This window comes from Streptacidiphilus jiangxiensis, from assembly GCF_900109465.1.
Lineage (GTDB): Bacteria > Actinomycetota > Actinomycetes > Streptomycetales > Streptomycetaceae > Streptacidiphilus > Streptacidiphilus jiangxiensis.
Genome location: NZ_FOAZ01000001.1, coordinates 664,437 through 684,669, shown reverse-complemented (window position 1 = coordinate 684,669; position 20,233 = coordinate 664,437). Strand labels below are relative to the sequence as shown.

18 protein-coding genes are annotated in these 20,233 nt (G+C 73.0%); 8 read left to right on the top strand and 10 right to left on the bottom strand.

Annotated elements, in window-relative coordinates; translation table 11 throughout:
* The first annotated feature begins 55 nt into the window (after positions 1–55).
* The 3 genes from mce (at position 56) to BMY61_RS02980 (ending at position 6,861) form a co-directional block, all read left to right on the top strand.
* The gene (gene mce / locus BMY61_RS02990) at positions 56–493 is read left to right on the top strand and encodes a methylmalonyl-CoA epimerase (RefSeq protein WP_042456879.1); all 438 of its coding nucleotides are present in this window, start codon (positions 56–58) and stop codon (positions 491–493) included.
* 293 nt (positions 494–786) lie between these two features.
* The gene (locus tag BMY61_RS48275) at positions 787–5,802 is read left to right on the top strand and encodes a hypothetical protein (RefSeq protein WP_042456876.1); all 5,016 of its coding nucleotides are present in this window, start codon (positions 787–789) and stop codon (positions 5,800–5,802) included.
* A 123-nt stretch (positions 5,803–5,925) separates the two neighbouring features.
* Positions 5,926–6,861: a coiled-coil domain-containing protein gene (locus tag BMY61_RS02980; protein WP_042456873.1), complete on the top strand. Its 936-nt coding sequence runs from the start codon at positions 5,926–5,928 to the stop codon at positions 6,859–6,861.
* Between the two features lie 317 nt (positions 6,862–7,178).
* Here BMY61_RS02980 and BMY61_RS02975 read toward each other — a convergent pair whose 3' ends face one another.
* From BMY61_RS02975 to BMY61_RS02960, 4 genes are all read right to left on the bottom strand, one after another.
* Positions 7,179–8,024, bottom strand: a complete 846-nt coding sequence (locus BMY61_RS02975) for a class I SAM-dependent methyltransferase (protein WP_269083987.1) — start codon at positions 8,022–8,024, stop codon at positions 7,179–7,181.
* Positions 8,025–8,032: 8 nt separating this feature from the next.
* The gene (locus BMY61_RS02970; RefSeq protein ID WP_042456867.1) at positions 8,033–8,377 is read right to left on the bottom strand and encodes a glyoxalase/bleomycin resistance/dioxygenase family protein; all 345 of its coding nucleotides are present in this window, start codon (positions 8,375–8,377) and stop codon (positions 8,033–8,035) included.
* Position 8,378: 1 nt separating this feature from the next.
* Positions 8,379–8,552, bottom strand: a complete 174-nt coding sequence (locus BMY61_RS02965) for a ribbon-helix-helix protein, CopG family (RefSeq protein ID WP_042456860.1) — start codon at positions 8,550–8,552, stop codon at positions 8,379–8,381.
* A gap of 74 nt (positions 8,553–8,626) precedes the next feature.
* Positions 8,627–9,421 (bottom strand): alpha/beta fold hydrolase, encoded by a 795-nt coding sequence (locus tag BMY61_RS02960; protein ID WP_042456857.1) that lies wholly within the window; start codon positions 9,419–9,421, stop codon positions 8,627–8,629.
* A gap of 70 nt (positions 9,422–9,491) precedes the next feature.
* Here BMY61_RS02960 and BMY61_RS02955 point away from each other — a divergent pair, with 70 nt between their 5' ends.
* Positions 9,492–10,433, top strand: coding sequence for an ATP-binding cassette domain-containing protein (locus BMY61_RS02955; RefSeq protein ID WP_042456854.1), 942 nt, complete (start codon positions 9,492–9,494; stop codon positions 10,431–10,433).
* A complete protein-coding gene (locus BMY61_RS02950) occupies positions 10,430–11,194 on the top strand; it encodes an ABC transporter permease (protein ID WP_425314664.1) in 765 nt (254 codons plus the stop codon). The genes BMY61_RS02955 and BMY61_RS02950 overlap by 4 nt, the downstream gene beginning before the upstream one ends.
* Before the next feature lie 8 nt (positions 11,195–11,202).
* Here the strand turns inward: BMY61_RS02950 and BMY61_RS02945 are convergent, their stop codons facing one another.
* Positions 11,203–11,517 carry a hypothetical protein gene (locus BMY61_RS02945; protein ID WP_042456849.1) on the bottom strand — a complete coding sequence of 105 codons (315 nt, stop codon included), beginning with the start codon at positions 11,515–11,517 and terminating at the stop codon, positions 11,203–11,205.
* 242 nt (positions 11,518–11,759) lie between these two features.
* Between BMY61_RS02945 and BMY61_RS02940 the strand changes: the two genes are divergently transcribed.
* Positions 11,760–13,013, top strand: coding sequence for an LLM class flavin-dependent oxidoreductase (locus BMY61_RS02940; RefSeq protein ID WP_082015513.1), 1,254 nt, complete (start codon positions 11,760–11,762; stop codon positions 13,011–13,013).
* Positions 13,014–13,032: 19 nt separating this feature from the next.
* Here BMY61_RS02940 and BMY61_RS02935 read toward each other — a convergent pair whose 3' ends face one another.
* Positions 13,033–13,425, bottom strand: a complete 393-nt coding sequence (locus tag BMY61_RS02935; protein WP_042456846.1) for an SCO5389 family protein — start codon at positions 13,423–13,425, stop codon at positions 13,033–13,035.
* A 360-nt stretch (positions 13,426–13,785) separates the two neighbouring features.
* Here BMY61_RS02935 and nucS point away from each other — a divergent pair, with 360 nt between their 5' ends.
* Positions 13,786–14,445: an endonuclease NucS gene (nucS, locus tag BMY61_RS02930; protein ID WP_042456843.1), complete on the top strand. Its 660-nt coding sequence runs from the start codon at positions 13,786–13,788 to the stop codon at positions 14,443–14,445.
* 3 nt (positions 14,446–14,448) lie between these two features.
* On the opposite strand, the gene BMY61_RS02925 is transcribed toward nucS, so the two are convergent.
* The 3 genes from BMY61_RS02925 to BMY61_RS02915 all read right to left on the bottom strand — a co-directional run bounded on the left by BMY61_RS02925 (position 14,449) and on the right by BMY61_RS02915 (position 18,451).
* The gene (locus BMY61_RS02925) at positions 14,449–16,866 is read right to left on the bottom strand and encodes a hypothetical protein (RefSeq protein ID WP_052439299.1); all 2,418 of its coding nucleotides are present in this window, start codon (positions 16,864–16,866) and stop codon (positions 14,449–14,451) included.
* 167 nt (positions 16,867–17,033) lie between these two features.
* Entirely contained in the window at positions 17,034–17,366 is a 333-nt protein-coding gene (locus BMY61_RS02920) for an STAS domain-containing protein (RefSeq protein WP_042456840.1), read from the bottom strand.
* Positions 17,367–17,593: 227 nt separating this feature from the next.
* Positions 17,594–18,451 (bottom strand): 3-hydroxyacyl-CoA dehydrogenase family protein, encoded by an 858-nt coding sequence (locus BMY61_RS02915; protein WP_082015519.1) that lies wholly within the window; start codon positions 18,449–18,451, stop codon positions 17,594–17,596.
* 129 nt (positions 18,452–18,580) lie between these two features.
* Here BMY61_RS02915 and BMY61_RS02910 point away from each other — a divergent pair, with 129 nt between their 5' ends.
* On the top strand, positions 18,581–18,883 hold the full coding sequence (locus BMY61_RS02910) for a putative signal transducing protein (protein ID WP_042456837.1): 303 nt from the start codon (positions 18,581–18,583) through the stop codon (positions 18,881–18,883).
* 47 nt (positions 18,884–18,930) lie between these two features.
* Here BMY61_RS02910 and murA read toward each other — a convergent pair whose 3' ends face one another.
* Positions 18,931–20,211: a UDP-N-acetylglucosamine 1-carboxyvinyltransferase gene (gene murA / locus BMY61_RS02905; RefSeq protein ID WP_042456833.1), complete on the bottom strand. Its 1,281-nt coding sequence runs from the start codon at positions 20,209–20,211 to the stop codon at positions 18,931–18,933.
* Positions 20,212–20,233: the final 22 nt, after the last annotated feature.

Here is a 20,233-nt window from a genome sequence, read left to right as displayed (position 1 = left end):
ATTGGAGGGAGAGCGCAACCACGCTCTCCCTCATTCCCTCCCGGAGGACCTACCCGTGCTGACGCGCATCGACCACATCGGCATCGCCTGCTTCGACCTGGACAAGACGGTCGAGTTCTACCGCGCGACCTACGGCTTCGAGGTCTTCCACGAGGAGGTCAACGAGGAGCAGGGAGTGCGCGAGGCCATGCTGAAGATCAACGAGACCTCCGACGGCGGCGCCAGCTACCTGCAGCTCCTGGAGCCGACCCGCGAGGACTCCGCCGTGGGCAAGTGGCTCACCAAGAACGGCGAGGGCGTGCACCACATCGCCTTCGGCACCGCGGACGTGGACGGCGACGCCGCGGACATCCGTGGCAAGGGTGTCCGGGTCCTCTACGACGAGCCGCGTATCGGTTCCATGGGCTCCCGCATCACCTTCCTGCACCCCAAGGACTGCCACGGCGTGCTCACCGAGCTGGTCACCTCCGCCGCCCAGCCGACGCACGAGTAGCCACAGCAAACTCACCAGTAGCAAGAAGTCGGGCACGGAAAGCAAGAAAAACCGGCGGACCCCCCTGCACGCACCCCCGATGACGTGAGAAAATGCGCCGGTGCCACGGCCCGGTAGCCGGGGGTGCGGGTGGGGTGCGTGAGATACCGAGTGGCCCACTCTTCCCCACGATCTGCCACCATTCTCCGTAAGGCATAGGGTTCACCAAGGAGCTCACCCGGACGGCGGAGCGGGATACACCCGAACCGCGCACGGTGTGGCGACGCGATCATGGAGACGGATGGGACCGCGGAGTGCGGGGCAACGACGGCTACGAGGTTGACGATCACCTCGCCAAGTTCGAGGCCGACATGGAGCGGCTTCGCAAGGAGCGCGAGAAGGCCGTCACACACGCCGAGGACCTCGCCTACCAGGTCGAAGTCCTCCGCGCCAAGCTGCACGAGGCACGTCGGCAGCTTGCTCAGCCGCGTGCCTTCGACTCCGTGGCCGGACAGGCCGAACAGATCCTGCGCAACGCCGAGGCCCAGGCCGAGCAGCTGCGCCAGGAGGCCGAGCGCACCCGGATGGAGGCGCAGAACGCCACCGCCCGGCTGATGCAGGAGGCGGCCGAGCGCTCCGCCCGGCTCCAGGCCGAGTGGCAGGCCGAGGCCGAGGCCCGCCGCCGCCAGCTGGAGGCCGAGCTCGCCGAGCTGCGCCGCAGCGCCCAGCAGCACGTCAACGAGAACGTCTCCTGGGCGGAGCAGGCCCGCGTCGGCACCGAGCAGCAGGCCCGCCAGATCATGGACGAGGCCCGCGCCGAGGCCGAGCGGATGCTCGGCGTCGCCCGCGCCGAGGCCATGGCCGTCTCCGAGGCCGCCACCTCCCAGGTCGCCGCCGACGTCGAGTCCACCCGCGCCGAGGCCGAGACCGTCCTGCAGCGCGCCCGCACCGAGGCGGAGCGGCTGCTGAACGCCGCCGCCGCCCAGGCCCAGGACGCCACCGAACGCGCCGACCGGGTCCGCGCCGACGCCGGCGCCGAGGCCGACGAGCGGCTCGCCGCCGCCCAGGCCGAGATCCAGCGACTGCGCGACCAGGCCGCCGCCCTGCGCGGCGAGGCCGAGAGCCTGCGGGCCGAGGCGGAGGCCCGCCTGGCTGGGGTCGAGGCCGCCGGACAGCAGCGCACCGACACCGCAAAGGCCGAGGTCGCCCGCATGGTCGCCGCCGCGACCAAGGAGGCCGACGAGCTCAAGGTCGAGGCCCAGCGCCTGCTGGAGGAGGCCCGCGAGGAGATCGAGCGGCTCAAGGCCGAGGCGCTCGAATCCGCCCGCACCGAGGGCGCCGCCAGCGCCACCGTTCACCTCGCCAAGGCCGCCCGCACCGCCGAGGACGTCGTCTCCCGCGCCACCGCCGACGCCGAGACCGTCCGGCAGAACGCCGCGGAGGAGGCCGAGCGGATCCGCGGGGAGGCCCAGGCCGAGGCCCAGCTGCTGCGCGAGCAGGCCAGGAACGCCGCCGAGCAGGCCCAGGGCATGGCGCTCGACGAGATCGCCGCCCACCAGGACGCCGCCGCCCAGCTGCGCGCCCAGGCCGAGCAGCTGCGCGCCGAGACGGCCGTCGAGGTCGAGCGGACCCTCGGTGAGGCCCGCCGCCAGGCCATAGGACAGATCGAGGAGTCGGCCCGCAGCGCCGAGGAGCTGCTGGTCAAGGCGAAGGCCGACGCGGACGAGCTGCGCGGCGGGGCCGCCGAGGAGGTCGCCTCCGCCAAGGCGCGCGCCGCCGAGGACGCCCGCGAGATGCAGGGCCGCGCCGAGCAGGTGCTGGCCCGCGCCAAGACCGAGGCCGAGCGGATCCGCGGCGAGGCCGAGGGCGTCCGCGACGCCGAGGCCGCCAAGGGCACCGCCCGGGCCGAGGAGATCAGCGCCGCCGCCCAGGCCGCCGCCGAGGAGACGCAGGCCGCGACGCTCGCGGCCGCCGAGGAGCTGCGCGCCCAGGCCGTCGCCGAGGCCGAGCGCGTCCAGGCCGAGGCTCGGCAGGAGCGCGACCAGATCCTCGCCGACTCCGAGCGGCTGGCCGCCGAGCGCGCCCAGCAGGCCGCGGCCGACGCCGAGAAGGCCGCCGAGGACGCCCGCGCCGCCGCCGAGCTGCGCGAGCGCACCGCCGTCGAGGTCGCCGAGTCCCGCGCCCAGGCCGAGAACGAGCTCGCCCGGATGCGCGCCGACCTCGACAGCGAGATCGAGCGCCTGCGCGCCGAGGCCCAGGAGTCCGTCGCCGCGGACGTCGCGGCCGCCAAGGCCAAGGCGGACTCCGCCGAGTCCGACGCCGAGCAGACCAGGGCCGAGGCCCGGGAGGCCGCCGCCCAGGACCTGGCCGACGCCAAGTCCCTGCGCGAGCAGGCCGCCGCCTCCGTCGCCGAGGCCGAGGCCGAGGCCGAGCGGATCCGCGAGGCCGCCCGCGACCTGGAGGCCGACCTGGTCAGCCGCCGGGAGGCCGCCGACGCCGAGGCCGAGCAGCGGGCCGCCGAGGCCCGGGAGGCCGCCGAGCGGCAGGCGAGCGAGCTCGCCGACAAGCGGCTCTCCACGCTGGTCGCCGCCAAGGCCGATGCGGACCTGATCCGCGGACGCGCCCAGGAGGCCGCCGAGGAGGCCGAGCAGGCCCGCGCCCGGCAGCTCGCCGAGGACGCCGACCAGCGCGAGACGCTGCTGGCCGAGGCCCAGGCCGAGGCCGAGCGGATCCGGCTCGCCGTCGAGCAGCACGACGCCGAGGCCGCACAGCAGCGTGACGCGCTGCTCACCGAGGCCCAGGCCACCGCCGAGCGGCTCGCCGCCGAGGCGCAGGCCGCTGCCGAGCAGCTGGCCGCGGAGACCCAGGCCGGGGCCGAGCAGGTCCGACTGAAGCTGGAGCAGCACGACGCCGAGGCCGCCGCGCGCCGCGAGGCCCTGCACGCCGAGGCCCAGGCCACGCTCGAGCAGACCGAGCAGGCACACGCCCAGCACACCGCCGACCTGGCCGACCTGCGCGCCCAGGCCGAGCGCGAGCACGCCGAGCAGCGCGAGACCATCGTGGCCGAGGCCCACGCCGAGGCCGACCGGGTCCGCGCCGAGGGCCGCGAGCACGCCGCCCACGACATCGCCGACGCCAAGGCGTCGCGCGAGGCCGCCGCCAAGCAGCTCACCGACACCGAGACCGCCGTCGCCGAGCTGCGCGAGGAGGCCGCCAAGGTCCTCGCCGACGCCGAGGCCAAGGCCGCCGCCGACCGCCAGGCGCTGGAGGCGGACTTCTCCGAGCTGCGCGCCGAGGCCGACCGGGCCGCCGCGCAGATCCGCGAGGCGGCCCAGGCCGCCGCCGAGGAGATCCACGCCCAGGCCCGCCGCGACTACGACGAGGCCGGCGCCGAGCTGGCCCGGATCCGCGTCGAGGCCGACGCCGCGATCGAGTCCGAGCGCGCGGCGATGATGGAGCAGCGCACCGCCGCCGACGCCCGCACCGCCGAGATCATCGCCCAGGCCGAGCAGGACGCCGCCCAGCACGCCGCCGACCTGGCCGCGCTGCGCGCCGAGACCGAGCACGAGCTCGCCGACCGCCGCGACGCGGTGCTCGCCGAGGCGCACGCCGAGGCCGACCGGGTCCGTGAGGAGGCCCGCGAGGCCGCCGCCGCCGACCTGGCCGACGCCAAGGGCTCGCGCGAGGCCGCCGTCAAGGCGCTCACCGACACCGAGACCGCCGTCGCCGAGCTGCGCGAGGAGGCCGCCAAGGTCCTCGCCGACGCCGAGGCCAAGGCCGCCGCCGACCGCGCGCTCTTCGAGGCCGAGCTGACCGAGCTGCGCACCGAGTCCGAGCTGGCCGCGGGTGAGACCCGCGACTCCGCCGAGCGCGAGGCCGCGCAGGTCCGCCAGCTGGCCACCACCGAGGCCGCCCGGCTCCGCGCCGAGGCCGCCGACGACCGCGAGCGGGTCACCGCCGAGCTCGCCGCACTGCGCGCGGAGGCCGCCGAGGCCTTCGCCGAGGAGCGGTCGAAGATCGAGGCCGCGCGCGCGGAGAACGAGCGCGACGCCGCGAACCGGATCGCCTCCGCCGAGGACGAGGCCGCCGAGGTCCGCCAGTCCGTGGCCGGCCTCTACGAGCAGGCCGAGGCGCAGACCACGCAGACCCGCGCCGACGCCGAGCGCGAGGCCGCGCAGATCCGCGAGTTGGCCACCACCGAGGCCGCCCGGCTGCGGGCCGAGGCCGAACAGGCCCACGAGCAGGCCGAGCAGGAGGCCCAGCGCCTGCGCGCCGAGGCCGAGGAGCTGCGCGCCAAGGCCGCCGAGGACGCCACCCGCGCCCTCGCGGAGGCGCAGGAGCTCGCCGAGTCCGTCACCGCCGATGCCGAGACCGCTGCGCTGGCCACCACGGCCGCCGCGGAGGAGCAGGCCGACGCGATGGTCTCGGCCGCCCGCAAGGAGGCCGAGCGGATCGCCGCCGAGGGCGCGGCCGAGGGCAGCACGCTGGTCGAGCAGGCCCGCCGCGACGCCGACACCATGCTGGTCGAGGCCCGCGGCGACGCCACGCAGATCCGCGAGCGCGCCGAGGAGCTGCGCGATCGGACCCACGCCGACATCGAGGCGCTGCACGAGCGGGCCCGCAAGGAGTCCGCGGAGGCGCTGCGCTCGGCCGGCGAGCGGGTCGACAAGCTCGTCTCGGAGACCAACGAGCAGTTGGACGAGATGCGGGCCGAGGCCGAGCGCGAGCTCGCCGTGGCCAAGGAGAAGGCGGCGGAGCTGCAGGCCGAGGCGTCCGCCGAGGCCAGCAAGGTCCGCATCGCCGCCGTCAGGAAGGCGGAGGGCCTGCTCAAGGAGGCGGAGGCGCGCAAGGCCGACGCCGACGCGAGGCTGGAGGCCGCCCGCGAGGAGGCCGACCAGCTGCGGTCGGCCGCCGCCGAGGCTGCGGAGAAGACCCGTCAGGACGCCGTCGAGGCGGGCGAGACGGAGCTGACCCAGGCCAGGGCCGAGGCGGAGCAGACGCTGGAGGAGGCCCGCACCGAGGCCAAGCGGATCACCGACGAGGGCCGCAGGGAACTCGACGAGCTGGTCAACCGGCGCAAGGACATCAACACCGAGATCGCCCGCGTGCAGGACGTCCTCCAGGCCCTCGAGGCCTTCGAGGCGCCCGGCGGTGCGGGCAAGCCCAGCGGGGGAACGGGCGGTGCCGGCAACGGTGCGGCCGGTGGGGCGAGCAGGGCCAACGGGGACAGCAACAACAGGTCGGGCGGCCGTGGCGGCGCTCCTGCGGGAGTCGGTGCCGGGGCCACTCGTCCGGGTGGCAAACGTGGTGGCACGCAACCACCCGATTGAGCGGTCATTCTCCACTCTTCATCGGCTTTACGCCGATGACACACCGAATCCGTGTCAGGATTCGCCCTATCACCTCACCTCAACCATCCGACTCTCCGGGCATACGACAGGAACTCCACCCCTATGAGCGACACACACTCTCCGCACGGCTTCGACGTTGTGCGCCGCGGGTACGAGCGGGCTCAGGTCGACGAGCGCATCAGCAAGCTGGTCACGGACCGCGACGGCGCCCTCAACCGGATCGGCGCGCTGGAGAAGCGCATCGAGGAGCTGCACCTCGAGACGCAGACGGCGCAGGCTCAGATCACTGACGCCGAGCCGTCCTACGCGGGCCTCGGCGCCCGGGTCGAGAAGATCCTGCGCCTGGCCGAGGAGGAGGCCAAGGACCTGCGTGAGGAGGCCCGCCGCGCCGCCGAGCAGCACCGCGAGCTGGCCGAGGCCGCGGCCCAGCAGGTCCGCAGCGAGGCCGACGGCTTCGCCAAGGACCGCAAGGCCAAGTCCGAGGAGGAGGGCGCTCGGATCGTCGAGAAGGCGAAGAGCGACTCCGCGCAGCTCCGCGCCGAGGCGGCGAAGGACGCGCAGAACAAGCGCGAGGAGGCGGACGCCCTCTTCGAGGAGACCCGCGCCAAGGCCGCGCAGGCCGCTGCGGACTTCGAGACCAACCTGGCCAAGCGCCGCGAGCAGTCCGAGCGGGACCTGGCCGCGCGTCAGGCCAAGGCCGAGAAGCGCCTCGCCGAGATCGAGCACCGCGCCGAGCAGCTCCGCCTGGAGGCGGAGAAGCTCCGCACCGACGCCGAGCGTCGCGCGCGCCAGACGGTTGAGACCGCCCAGCGCCAGGCCGAGGACATCGTCGCCGACGCCAACGCGAAGGCGGACCGCGTCCGCAGCGAGAGCGAGCGCGAGCTCGCGGCGCTGACGAACCGTCGCGACAGCATCAACGCCCAGCTCACCAACGTCCGCGAGATGCTCGCCACCCTCACGGGCGCTGCGGTCGCCGCCGCGGCCGCCCCGGACGACGACGTCATGGGCCGCGGCGTCCCGGCCCAGCAGAGCCGCTAAGGCTTCACAGCCTCAAAGCTTCGCTCCCGCAGGCAGTTGCACTCTCCAGGGGCGCGAGGCTCTGCTGATCTGCGGCTCCGCCGCGCGGGCGCGACAAGCCTCGGCTTGAGCTCCCGCAGGCAGTTGCACTCTCCAGGGGCGCGAGGAACTGCGCGACAAGCCACCCTCAGTGGTGAGTCGCCGCACGAGCAGGGCCATCCGCACGCGGGTGGTTGCTCGCGCAGTTCCTCGCGCCCCTGAGCGTTGCAACTGAACGCTCGCGCCCGCGCGGCGGAGCCGCAGATCGGCACAGCCTCGCGCCCCTGGGCATTGCCACCTCAAGTCATCGCAAGCAGCAGGTCCTCGCCGGTGGACGGGGCGAGGCCGTCGGCGCGGTCGGCGAAGTAGCGCTCGGTGTGTGAGCGTCCGGAGACATGGCGAACGCCGGAGAAGCCGGCCTCGCGTGCCAGTGTGAGCATCTGCTCCGGCGTGTAGAAGCTGACGAACGGCGTGCCGGAGGCGCGCGCGCCCTGCTGGGAGGCTTCGAGCGCCGGGCGGTCCGCCGCGTCCACGAGGTCCGCGGGCAGCAGGAACGTCATCGCCAGCGTCGACCCGGGTGCGAGGCCCACGATCTGGCGCAGCGTCGCGGACGTGGCCTCCTCGGAGAGGTACATGCTGACGCCGGTGGAGACCACCACCGCCCGGCTGCCGGGGTCGAAACCGGCCGCGACCAACCGTTCCACCCAGGACTCGCCGGCCTCGAAGTCCACCGGCACGAGCCTCAGCCACTCCGGGACGCCGTAGCCGAGTTCGTCCAGGCGGCGGCGCTTCCACCCCTGTGTGGCCGGCTGGTCGATCTCGAAGACCCGCAGCCGGGAGGCGAATTCGGGACGCCGCTGGGCGAAGGTGTCCAGCCCCGCACCGAGGACGACGTACTGGGTGACACCTCCCTCGACCTGCTCGGCAAGCAACTCCTCGATGAACCGCGCACGCGCGGCGACCGCCGCGCGAAGGCGGCTGGTTCCGGCCGGATCCATGTCGGGGCGGTCGCGCCAGCCGGGCTCCGGCGCGGCGATGCGCAGGCCGATCTCGTCCTCGAACACGTGCGGCGCCGCGTCGAGCTGGACGTGCATGGCCCGCCAGAGGGCGACCCGGACGGCGGTGTTGTCGGGTACGTCGCTCACGGCGCGGCTCACCCCTTCAACGGAGCCTGCAGGCTCCAGACCCGGCCGTCGGCGTCCCGGACGGTCGCCTCGAGGGTGCCGTAGTGGGTCTGCTCGAACGGCGTGACCAGCTCGACGCCCGGGCCGGGGCGGAAGGCCTCGGCGTCCGGGACCTTGAGGACGAGCCGGGTCGTGGGCTCGCGGTCCGCGGGGATCTCGGCGATGAAGACGTAGGGGCCTTCGGTGTTGCGCAGTTGGCCGGAGTTGTGGCCGGTGTCGAACTCGAGCTCGTAGCCGAGCGACTGGAAGAACTGGGCGGCCCTGCCCCAGTTGTGCGTCTCCAGGAACACGGCCTCGATTCCGTCGGTCGCCATCTCAGGACTCCTTCTCGGGCTTCTCGGGCTTCTCGGGCGCTTCGGCGAGGTAGGCGCGCAGGGCCTCGGCGACCAGCGCCGAGAGCGACATGCCGGTGTCGAGCGCGCGGTACTTCAGCTGCTTGATCAGCTCGACCGGCAGGTACACGTTGAACTGCTTGACTTCGTCACCCACACCACGATGCTAGCACGCTAGATTGCTAGCATCGTGGAGAAAAAGGGGGACCCGCCCATGGCGGGTCCCCCTTCTCAGTCGATGCGCGCCAGCAACCCGCGGACCGCCGTGTTGAAGGCCTCCGGCACCTCCAGGGCCGAGAGGTGGCCGGCGCCCGGGAGAACGGTCAGTTCCGACCGGGGCAGCGCCGCGGCCAGGGCCTCCGCGTCGGAGGGCGGGGTGAGGGTGTCCTCCGCGCCGACGACGACCAGCGACGGGACGTCGACCGCGCGCAGGGAGTCCAAGGAGTCCGGCCTCGCGGCCATCGCGCGCTGCGCCCAGGCGACCGACGCCGGGGAGGCCTCGCCGATCAGCGCGGCGACGTGGTCGACCAGCTTCGGGCAGCGCCGTGCCGTCGTCGCGCCCAGCAGAGGGGACGGCAGCTGCTCGTCGACGAGGAGGCGGACGCTGTCGCGGGCCAGGACCGCCTTCGCGACCCGCTCGCGGTTCTCGCGGGCGGCCTCGGCGTCCGCCGTGCCCTTGGTGTCGGCGAGCAGCAGTCCGCTCAGGCGGTCGGGGTGACAGCGTGCGAAGGCCATCGCGACGTAGCCGCCCATGGAGAGGCCGCCCACCACGGCCTGGTCGATGCCCGCGGCGTCGAGCAGCAGGGCGATGTCGTCGGCCAGCAGGTCCAGGGAGGGGGCGTCGGCCCCGAGCGCGGTGCCGCCGAAGCCGCGCAGGTCGACCGCGAGGACGCGGGCCTCGGAGCCGTCCGAGCCGGGGAGCTCGTCGAGCTGGGACTCCCACATGCGGGCCGAGAGCGGGAACGCGTGCAGCAGGACCAGGGGCGTGCCGGAGCCCGCCTCGCGCACGGAGAGACGTTCGGTCATGGGGACAAGCCTATGCACCGAACGGTGCTTCGAACCCGCACAACGGGCGATACTGACCTAGGGTGATCACATGATCGAGGTCAACGAGCTGACCAAGCGGTACGGCGACAAACTCGCCGTCGACCATCTCAGCTTCACCATCCCCCAAGGGGTGGTGACGGGCTTTCTGGGCCCGAACGGCGCCGGCAAGTCGACCACCATGCGGATGATGCTCGACCTCGACCGGCCGACGTCCGGGACGGTCCGGATCGACGGGAAGAAGTACGGGCAGCTCCACCAGCCGCTGAAGTACATCGGCGCGCTGCTGGAGGCCAAGGCCGTGCACCCGGGACGCAGCGCCTACAACCACCTGCTGTGGCTCGCCGCGAGCAACAAGATCCCGACCCGCCGCGTGGACGAGGTGCTCTCGCTGGTCGGGCTGACGGCGGTGGCCAAGAAGCGCTCCGGCGGGTTCTCGCTCGGCATGGGGCAGCGGCTCGGCATCGCCGCCGCGCTGCTGGGCGACCCGAGGATCCTGATGTTCGACGAGCCGGTCAACGGGCTCGACCCGGAGGGGATCGTCTGGGTCCGGACCTTGATGAAGACCCTCGCCACCGAGGGCCGCACCGTCTTCGTCTCCTCCCACCTGATGAGCGAGATGGCGCTCACCGCCGAGCATCTGATCGTGATCGGCCGGGGCCGGCTGCTGGCCAACATGCCGATGAACCAGTTCATCGACGAGAACTCGCGCTCCTTCGTCCGGCTGCGCACCCCGGACCCGGAGAAGCTCCTGGACGCGTTCTCCGGCGCGGGCATCACCGCCACGCTGGACGGGGACGGCGCCTACGAGGTGGAGGACGGCGACATGGCCCGCATCGGCGACCTCGCCGCGGCCCACGGCGTCGCCCTGCACGAGCTGAGCCCGCAGCGCGCGTCACTGGAGGAGGCGTTCATGCGGATGACGGCGGAGTCCGTGGAGTACCAGACCGACGCCGCCCCGCAGTGGGGCTCGGAATGGAAGAAGGAGAGCTGACGATGGGTGCGGTCCTTCGCTCCGAGTGGATCAAGGTCAAGACGGTCCGCTCGACGTTCGTCACCCTGGTGGTGGCCTTCTTCGTGACGGTCGGCCTCAGCGCCCTCGTCTCCTTCTTCACCAACCAGAACTTCTCCAAGCTGTCGCCGACCGAACGGGCGACCTTCGACCCGACCCAGACCAGCCTCGGGGGCGTCTACCTCGGCCAGCTCGCGGTCATCGTCTTCGCCGTGCTGGTCATCGGCAACGAGTACAGCACGGGGATGATCCGCGCCTCGCTGGCCGCGGTCCCGCAGCGCGGGTCACTGTTGACGGCGAAGGCCCTGATCGTGCTGGGCCTGGTACTGCCGGTGTCGCTGGCGACGAGCTTCGTCTCGTTCTTCCTCGGGCAGGCGCTGCTGGGCAGCCACAAGGCGCAACTGAGTGATCCGGGCGTGCTGCGGGCCGTGTTCGGCTCCGCCGGCTACATGACCCTGATCGCACTGTTCTCGCTCGGCGTCGGGTTCCTGCTGCGCAAGCCGGTGCTCTCGCTGGGCCTGCTGATGCCGTTCTTCTTCCTGATCTCCCCGATCCTGAGCAACGTGCCCAAGGTCAAGAATGTGGCGCACTACTTCCCGGACCGCGCGGGCAGTGAGATGGCGGCGACCCAGGCCAATCCGAACATCCCGTTCGGGCCGGGCGCGGGCTTCGTCATCTGCCTGCTGTGGGTGGTCGCCGCGCTCGCCGTGGGCCTCGCCCTGTTCCGTCGCCGGGACGCCTAGCCGACCCCTCAGTACCTCGGCGCGCCGCGTCCCCGCATCAGGTTGGGGGCGCGGCGTTCGCGGTTGGACCAGCAGGCGCGGTGCCAGTGGCGGCGGTCGTCGACGCCACCCCATTCGGGCCAGGCCACGATGTGGCCCACGCCGGGCGGGATCTCCTGGTCGCAGCCGGGGCAGCGGTAGACCTTGCCGCTGTCGCCCGCGACCGCGCGGACCTTCCACTCCTCGCCGCCGTAGGACTCGGTCCGCTCCAACCAGGTGCCCCCGGTGACCGCACGGGCGTTCTGGTTGTCGTCCCCGCGGGGGCGACTTCGGCGAGGAGACACGATTCCCCCTGACTGGACGGGCATGCTGGTCTCTCCAGGGTAGTGGAGCCCGCTCCGCGCACCCCCGAACGCGCCGGGGGTGGCTTTTACCACAGAGGCCGGATTCTGGCCAGGGTGCGAGGGCAAAACCACCCGTTCTCAGGTCGATGCCGAGGATCCGCTGTGCCTGTGGCACATGACGTGAGTTACTCCTGTGGTAGTCGCGGGGTCGAAGTTCTCCGCGGGGCCAAGGAGTTGATTCCATGTCCGCCGTGCACGCCAGCGCCGTACCCACCCTCGCGCCGTACCGGCTGCCCCGGCAGCGCAGCGCGCGGCGGGTTCCGGGCGGGCTCAGCACCGGAGTGTTCCTGCTCTCCGCGCAGTTCCCCGGACAGGGCCACGCCGAGGCACTGGAGCGCACCGTGACGGCGGCGGTCGCGGCCGAGCAGGCGGGGCTGGACAGCGTCTGGCTGGCCGAGCACCACTTCGTCCCGTACGGAGTCTGTCCGGATGCCGCGACCTTGGCCGGGCTGCTGCTGGGCCGCACCCGGCGGGTGCGGATCGGAACGGCGGTCAGCGTGCTGCCGACGCACCACCCGGTGCGCCTGGGCGAGCAGGCGGCGCTGCTGCACCTCACCTCCGGCGGCCGGTTCACCCTCGGCGTCGGGCGCGGCGGCCCGTGGGTGGATCTCGCCGTCTTCGGCGGCGGCGCGGAGGCGTACGAGCAGGGCTTCCCCGAGTCGCTGGACCTCCTGCTGCGCTGGCTGCGCTCATCCCGGGTGGGGGCCGACGGGCCGCGCTACAGCTTCCCGGAGGTCGCGGTCGTGCCCCGCGCCACGGAGCAGCCGTTCCAGCCGCACCGCAGCGGGAGTCGGCCCGGCCTCGCGCCCCTGGCGGGCCGTCAGGCCGGCTCGGCCCAGCACGCCTTCGCCGACTCCCCCGCCCCCGAGCCACTGAGCGCGGGCGGCAGCACACGGACGGCCGGGGGGCCGCCCGTGGTGGTCGCCTGCACCTCTCTCGGCACGGTCAGGCTGGCGGCCCAGCAAGGCGTGCCGATGCTGCTCGGCATGCACTCCGGCGACGAGGACAAGGCCGAGATGGTGGCCGCGTACCGTGCGGCCGCGCTGGAGGCCGGCCGGACGCCGGACCAGATCGCGCGGATCGAGGCCGAGCACGTCGCCGCGGGCGTGGCCCAGGTCGCCGACCGGACGGCCGACGCGCGGGCCCGGCTGATGGGCTCCATGCCCGAGTTCTTCCGTCACGGCTTGGGCGCGCACCGCACCGTGGACGGCCGGGAGCGCCGGATGCGGGACGCGGACCAGTACACCGAACTGCTCTGCGACCTGCACGCCGTGGGCACCCCGAAGCTCTGCGCCGACCGGCTGCTCGCAACGCACGAGCGCACCGGCATCCGACGCTTCGCCCTGCTGGTGGAGGGCTCCGGCGACCGGGTCGAGACGGTGGCCAACATCGCCCGACTGGGCGCGGAGGTCCTCCCCCAGCTTCCGCAGGACTGATCTGACGGCGGTCAGCCGGTCAGCAGTCGCGCAGTTCCTCGGACTGGTTGAGCAACTGCGCCCGCACCGAGGTGAACGCGGCATAGCGGGCGTCGGACTCGGGCCCCGGCGAGAACACCGCGACCCGATGGCAGTTCTGGAATGCGAGCCGCACGCCGAAGTGGCGCTCGAGCGAACCCCTGATCGCGTCGCTCGCCAGGGCGCGCAGCAGCTGGCCGCGCTCCTTCTCGGACGGCGGGGGGACCTGGTTGTCGGCGAACTCACCGCCGTCGACCTGCCGCTGGAGCACCAGCGAGCTGATCAGGTCCCAGGCATAGGGCAGGGAGGTGCGGACGCAGTCGACGAATTCCCGCTCGTCGACCTCGCCTCGTTCGGCCTTCTCGAGCAGGGCCGGTGAGACGTCGAGCGACATGGGTTCTCCTCTCGCAGGGCCCCCGGAGCGGCTCCTCCGGGGGGTGGTGCAGAGCGGACGGTGGCACCACTACCAGCGTCCCAGGGAACGGCCGAACAGGGAGCGGAATGTGGCAATCTCCCTACCCTGAGTGGCCGTGACACACCGTAAGCCTCCGTACGCAGCGGCACCAGTGCGCAGCGATTGGATCAAGCCAGTCGTCAGATGATCCGACAGTCACCAGTCCGCTGCGCTGCGTGGTCGAGTCGTGGTGACTGGGACAACGCAGCGGGGCCCGGGTCCGGTTTCGCGTAGCAGAGGGAAACACCCGGTTGGCCCGGAATCGCTTCGAATGGCCTTCGTGGGCTAGCGTGGTCGGCCGTGCGTCTCGTCATTGCCCGCTGCTCCGTCGACTACGCAGGCCGGCTCACCGCCCACCTGCCGTCCGCCCCTCGGCTCATCCTGGTCAAGTCGGACGGAAGTGTCGCCGTGCACTCCGACGACCGTGCCTACAAGCCACTGAACTGGATGTCGCCACCGTGCTCCCTCAAGGAGGAGGACGGGCGCTGGACGGTGGAGAACAAGGCCGGCGAGAAGCTGATCATCACCCTCGAAGAGGTGATGCTCGACTCCACCCACGAGCTCGGCATCGATCCCGGCCTGATCAAGGACGGCGTGGAAGCGCACCTGCAGGAGCTGCTGGCGGACCGCATGGAGGTCCTCGGCGAGGGCTGGACGCTGATCCGCCGCGAGTACATGACGGCCATCGGGCCGGTGGACATCCTCTGCCGCGACGCCGAGGGATCGACCGTGGCGGTGGAGATCAAGCGCCGCGGCGAGATCGACGGCGTCGAGCAGCTCACCCGCTACCTCGAGCTGCTCAACCGCGACCCGCTCCTGGCGCCGGTGAAGGGCATCTTCGCGGCCCAGCAGATCAAGCCGCAGGCGCGCGTCCTGGCCGCGGACCGCGGCATCGACTGCGTCGTCCTCGACTACGACGGCCTGCGCGGCATCGAGGACGACAAGCTCAAGCTGTTCTGACCTTCAGCTCGGGGAGGCCACCGTCGTCGAGGCGCTGTTGCTCGGGGACGGGTCGGGAGAAGCCGAAGGGGACCCCGAGGTGCCGCCGGTCCCGGTGCCACCGGTTCCGGTGCCGCCCGTGCCGGTGCCGCCCGTGCCCGTGCCGCCGCCGGTGACCGTGCCGGTGCCACCCGTGCCGGTACCTCCGGTTCCGGTGCCACCCGTGCCCGTGCCGCCCGTGCCCGTGCCACCGCCGGACTTGCCCCCGGTGGTGGTGCCCGTGCCTCCCGTGGTCGTTCCGCCGCCGTTCGTGCCCCCGCCGTTCGTGCCGGCTCCGCCCGAGCTGCTCGGCGGCGTCGTCGTGGCAGAGCCCTGCGTCGGCCGGCCGTTGCCGCTCGGGCTGCCCGTGGGCGTCGACGACGCCGAGGCGGAGCCGCTCGCGCTCGCGGAGGAAGCGTCCGTCGGGATGTCCGTCCCGGTGGGCAGGCCCGGGTCGGTGGTTGTCGGGGTGGAGCCCGGGACGACGGGGGTGCCCGAGTGGGGTTGGGGGCTTCCGTCGAGGGAGGTGACCGCGGCGGCGACACCCGCGCCGAGGATGCCCATGAGGAGGACGCCGCCCGCGGCCAGCACCAGCTGGCGGCGGGACGCGGGCTGCTTGCCGACGTCCAGCGCGTGACGGCCCGTCATCCGCACGGGTGCGGCAGACGCCGGCGACACCGCGCGCGCGGACGCCGCGCGCCTCGCGGCGAACGGCGCGAAGCGCCGCAGGCGGTCGTCCCGGCGCGAGCCGGCCCCGCCGACCGCCGTGGCGCCGGAGAGGTTGACCGCCTGGTCCAGCAGTTCGAGCACGTGCCGGCCGTTGGCCGTGCCGCGCGCGTCGGACAGGGCGCCCCGCAGCGCGACGGACGCCTCCAGCTCCGCGCGTGAGCGGTTGTACGCGCCGGCGCAGAAGGTGAGCACTCCGAGCTCGTGATGGAACCACGCCTCCTGCGCGACCGCCTCGGTCGCCCGCGCGGACTCCAGGCCGTACCGCAGCGCGCGCTCCCACGCACCCCAGCGCAGGGCCAGCGCGAACGACGGCGCGCAGGCGCGGGCCAGCAGGACGACCTGCTCGTGGCGGTCGGCCTCCTGGTCCGTCCGCAGGACGGCCAGCAGGACCTCGGCCTCGGCCGCGATCTGGGTCTCCGTCACCGAGCCGTGGCCGGTCCACCAGGTGAAGTGCTGGGCCGCGTCGGGGAGGCCTACCGTGGGCCACTCCTCGGCCAGCAGCGGGGCGACGCCCTCGACCAGGCGGTGGGTGCCTCCCGGCGTGGACTCGGCCAGGCCGGCCTCGACCAGTTCGTCCACCGCGGCTTCGCCGTGCCCGACGTCGATCAGCGCGGGCAGGTGCGGCGGGGTGGGGATCTCCCCGCCCAGCGCGGAGGCGAGCCGGAGGAGGCGGCGGGCGGGCTCGCCGAGGCCGCGGCCGATCCGGACCGCGGGGGCCGCGCTCTCGGCGACGGTGGGCAGCGGCACCGGGTCCTCGTCCGGCTCGACCAGACCTCCGGCGAGGGCGTCGATGGCCATCTCACGGTGGCGCAGCAGCGCGGCGGCCTGGACGAAGCGCAGCGGCAGGCCCTCGGACTCGAACCACAGGTCCACCGCCCAGGCGCGCTCGCTCTCGTCGAGCGACCGGCCGGCGAGCTTGGCGAGCAGGGCGAGGCTGCCGGCCCGGGTGAGCCCGGACAGCCGGGACTCCTCGATCGGCGCGCCGACGGCCGGGGTGGGCACGTCGGGCGTCGCCGCGATCAGGAAGGCGCAGTCGGGCGCGGCGCCGAGCAGGTCGTCGAGGGCCTCACCGCCGAAGTCGACGTCGTCGACCAGGACGATGGCCCGCACACCCGCGAGCAGGCCGGGCAGCTCGCGTCGGGAGGGGCGGTGCCCGGGGGTGCCGCCCAGGGCCTCGTAGAGGGCCTGGAGCAGGTCTCCGAGGGGCCGGCGGTGGGCGGACAGGCGGACGACCCCACCGGGCGTCAGCGTGGCGCAGGAGGTGGCGACGGCGTCCAGCACGGCGGTGCGGCCGGAGCCGTGCGCGCCGGTGAGCCGGACGCTGCGACCCTGGCCGAGGAGTTCGCGCAGTCGCGCGCACTGCTCCTCGCGTTCCAGCAGCCCGGCGAGGGCGTAGCGGGCGGGCCCGGTCGCGGCGACGGGCGGGACAGGTGCGGCGGGGTGCCGGTCCGCGGGCAGCGGCTGCGGTGTCGAACCCTCGGGGGCGTTGACGGTCAGCAGCAGCTCGCCCACGACGAGCTCGCCGGCGCGACCACTGCCGTCGGTCCGACGCTCGGCCTGCGCGCTCTGCTGCTCGGGCACGGTGCCGACGACCGTCCCGCTGGTGTTGTTCCTGAGCACCAGCTCGCCACCGCTGGGTACGCGAGCGGAGTGGTGGCCCGTTGCTTCGCCCATGAGTCTTTCCGGCCCCGTCTTCCGGCCCGATCGCCCGCGCCGCCACAGGGCACGATGCGGGGGTCATTCTGCGGTACGGAAGTTACCGCTGGGGAGTGGTCGAGACCAGACCGTTATGGGAGTCGCTTCACGGGAGCGCCTGCACGGGCGCGTTCACAGCGGGGTGCTCACAGGATGGAGACGGACAGCGGGTCCGCCTCGGGGTAGTAGCTCTCGATCGCCAGGATGCGGTGCAGCTTGGTGGCCACCAGCAGCCGCTGCAGCTGGAGCGGTACGCCGCGCAGCACGAGGCGGCGGCCGACGCGCCCCGCGCGGCGGTGGGTGCCCATGATGACGCCGAGCCCGGTGGCGTCCCAGGCAGAAAGCCCGCTCAGGTCCAGCACGAGATCACCGACGCCGTCGTCGACGGCCCGGTGCAGCGCGGTGCGCGCGTCCGCCGCGGAGCGGACGTCGAGTTCGCCCTCCACGGCGAGGTGACGGTGGTCACCGCGAATGAACATGCGGGCTCCCCTCGCTCGCGATACTTCTCTCATCTGACGCAACGACAGGCGCGTACGTTGCTGGCCACGGCGAGATCTGAAAGGAATTCACCCGTGTAGGTGATGGAGGAATCGTTTTGCCGCAAGCCATGCGTGCGGATGTTCGTTTGATTATCGGGGCCGTGGATGCCACGTGGGCCCCTGGGTGAGCCAACTCACCTGGGGCCCACGTCACATTCGTGTGCGGGTTACTTCTCGCCGTAGGGGTAGAAACCCTGTCCGCTCTTGCGGCCGAGGTCCCCGGCGGTCACCATGCGGGCCATGATCTCCGGCGCGGCGAACTTGGTGTCCTGCGTCTCGGAGTAGATGTTGTGCGCGGCGTGCAGCAGGATGTCGACGCCCGTCAGGTCCGCGGTGGCGAGCGGGCCCATCGCGTGGCCGAAGCCCAGCCGGCAGGCGGTGTCGATGTCCTCGGCGCTGGCGACGCCGGACTCGTACAGCTTGACGGCCTCGACGACCAGGGCGGTGATCAGGCGGGTCGTCACGAAGCCCGCGACGTCGCGGTTGACCACGACGCAGGTCTTGCCGACGCTCTCGGCGAAGGTGCGCGCGGTGGCGAGGGCGGCGTCGCTGGTCTTGTAGCCGCGGACCAGCTCGACCAGCTGCATCATCGGCACCGGCGAGAAGAAGTGCACCCCGACGACGTCCTCCGGACGCTCCGTCACGGCGGCGATGCGGGTGATCGGGATCGCGGAGGTGTTGGTGGCCAGCACGGCACCCGGCTTGGCGATCTTGTCGAGCTCGCGGAAGACGGCTTCCTTGATCTCCAGCTGCTCGAACACCGCCTCGACGATGATGTCGGCGGTGCCGGCCGCGCCCAGGTCCGTGGTGGTGGTGATGCGGCCCAGGGCGGCGTCCATCTCGTCCTGGGTCATCCGGCCCTTGGAGACGAACTTGGCGTAGCTGGCGCGGATGCCGTCCAGTCCACGGGTCAGGGCGGCGTCGGTCACGTCCCGCAGCACCACGTCGTGGCCGGCTGCGGCCGAGACCTGGGCGATTCCGGAGCCCATGAGCCCGGCTCCGACGACGGCGATGCTGCTGGTCACGGTGGTGTCCTCCGTGTCGTGTCGTGTGGGTGGGGCCACGGCGACCGCGCACACGAGGATCACCCGCGCACGGCGTCGTGCCTGGCAGGAATCTACACACTTCGGGGCCTCACGAAGCAGAATGGGAGCGTGATCGCGCTCACCCTGCGGGTGCTGGCACCGTTTCTGGTGGTGGGAGTCCTCGTCCTGCTGCTGCGCTGGACGTGGGGCAAGGGCCATTCCCTCGCGCAGCGCACCCCCCGTTCCGGGGCGCCGGGCGACTACGGCTTGCTCGTCCCCGTCGCGGCCCCGTCGGACGACGCCGAGGCGGCGGCGATCGGCACCCGATTGGATGATGCGGGCATTCGCTACACGCTCGCCGACACGAAGGCGGGCCGCCGCGTCCTGGTCTTCGAGGACGACGCCGAACGGGCCAGATCCTTGCTGCGATGAGCTCGTTGCAACCCCCAGGGGCGCGCCCCCTGGGGGTTCCCGCTTGCCTAGTGTGTCTCCGTCTCGCGAGAAATGTCGGCGCCGAGCGCGCGGAGCTGCTGTTCGAAGCCGGCGTAGCCCCGGTCGATGTGGTGGATCTCCGACACCAGCGTCGTGCCCTCGGCGACGAGGCCCGCCAGGACCAGGCCTGCGCCCGCGCGGACGTCGGAGGAGACCACCGGGGCACCCGAGAGCCTGGGGACACCCCTCAGCACCGCGTGGTGCCCGTCCGTGCGCACGTCCGCGCCGAGGCGCGCCAGCTCCTGGAGGAAGACGAAGCGCGCCTCGAAGATGTTCTCGGTGATCATCGCCGTGCCCTCGGACACCGCGTTCAGCGCGGCGAACTGCGGCTGGAGGTCGGTCGCGAAGCCGGGATACGGCAGCGTCACCACGTCGACCGCGCGCGGGCGGCCCTCCATCACCACACGGAAGCCCTCCGGGTCCGCGCTCACCTGCGCGCCCGCGGCCACGAGCTTGTCGAGGGCGATCCGCAGGTGCTCCGCACGGGCGTGGTCGACGCGGACGTCGCCCATGGTCATCGCGGCGGCCACGCCGAACGTGCCGGCGACGATGCGGTCCGGGACGGTGTCGTAGGCGACCGGGAGGAGCCGGTCGGAGCCCTGGATCTCGATCGTGGAGGAGCCCGCGCCGTTGATCTTCGCGCCCATCGCGACCAGCATCTCGCACAGGTCGACGATCTCGGGCTCGCGCGCCGCGTTGTCGATGACGGTCTCGCCCTTGGCCAGGACCGCCGCCATCAGGATGTTCTCGGTGGCGCCGACGCTCGGGAAGTCCAGCTCCACCGCCGCGCCGATCAGGCCGCCGGAGCGGGCCTCCGCCACCAGGAAGCCGTGCTCGGTGGTGATCCGGGCGCCCAGCCGGGTGAGACCGTCGATGTGCATGTCGAGGCCGCGCGAGCCGATCGCGTCGCCGCCGGGGCGGGCGACCCGGACCCGGCCGCAGCGCGCGAGCAGCGGGCCCAGCACCGAGATCGAGGCGCGGAAGCGCCGCACCAGGTCGTAGTCGGCCTCGTGCCCGATCTCACCCGGAACGGTGATGACGGCTGCGCCGCTCGCCGCGTCCTCCCACTCCAGGCGGACCTCACAGCCCATCCGGCGCAGCAGCTCCGCCATGATCTCGACGTCCAGGATGCGCGGCAGGTTGCCGATCCTGAACTCGCCTTCTGCCAGCAGCGTCGCCGCCATCAGCTTCAGCGCGCTGTTCTTCGCGCCGGGCACCCGCACCCGACCCACCAGCCGCGCCCCGCCGACCACCCGGAACCGTTCCATGGTCAGGCATCGTACGTGGCGT

Coding starts and splice junctions, on each gene's coding strand:
- BMY61_RS02980 (WP_042456873.1), top strand. CDS start 5,926: ATGAGCGACACACACTCTCCGCACGGCTTCGACGTTGTGCGCCGCGGG.
- BMY61_RS02970 (WP_042456867.1), bottom strand. CDS start 8,377: ATGGCGACCGACGGAATCGAGGCCGTGTTCCTGGAGACGCACAACTGG.
- BMY61_RS02960 (WP_042456857.1), bottom strand. CDS start 9,421: ATGACCGAACGTCTCTCCGTGCGCGAGGCGGGCTCCGGCACGCCCCTG.
- BMY61_RS02955 (WP_042456854.1), top strand. CDS start 9,492: ATGATCGAGGTCAACGAGCTGACCAAGCGGTACGGCGACAAACTCGCC.
- BMY61_RS02940 (WP_082015513.1), top strand. CDS start 11,760: ATGTCCGCCGTGCACGCCAGCGCCGTACCCACCCTCGCGCCGTACCGG.
- BMY61_RS02935 (WP_042456846.1), bottom strand. CDS start 13,425: ATGTCGCTCGACGTCTCACCGGCCCTGCTCGAGAAGGCCGAACGAGGC.
- BMY61_RS02925 (WP_052439299.1), bottom strand. CDS start 16,866: ATGGGCGAAGCAACGGGCCACCACTCCGCTCGCGTACCCAGCGGTGGC.
- BMY61_RS02920 (WP_042456840.1), bottom strand. CDS start 17,366: ATGTTCATTCGCGGTGACCACCGTCACCTCGCCGTGGAGGGCGAACTC.
- murA (WP_042456833.1), bottom strand. CDS start 20,211: ATGGAACGGTTCCGGGTGGTCGGCGGGGCGCGGCTGGTGGGTCGGGTG.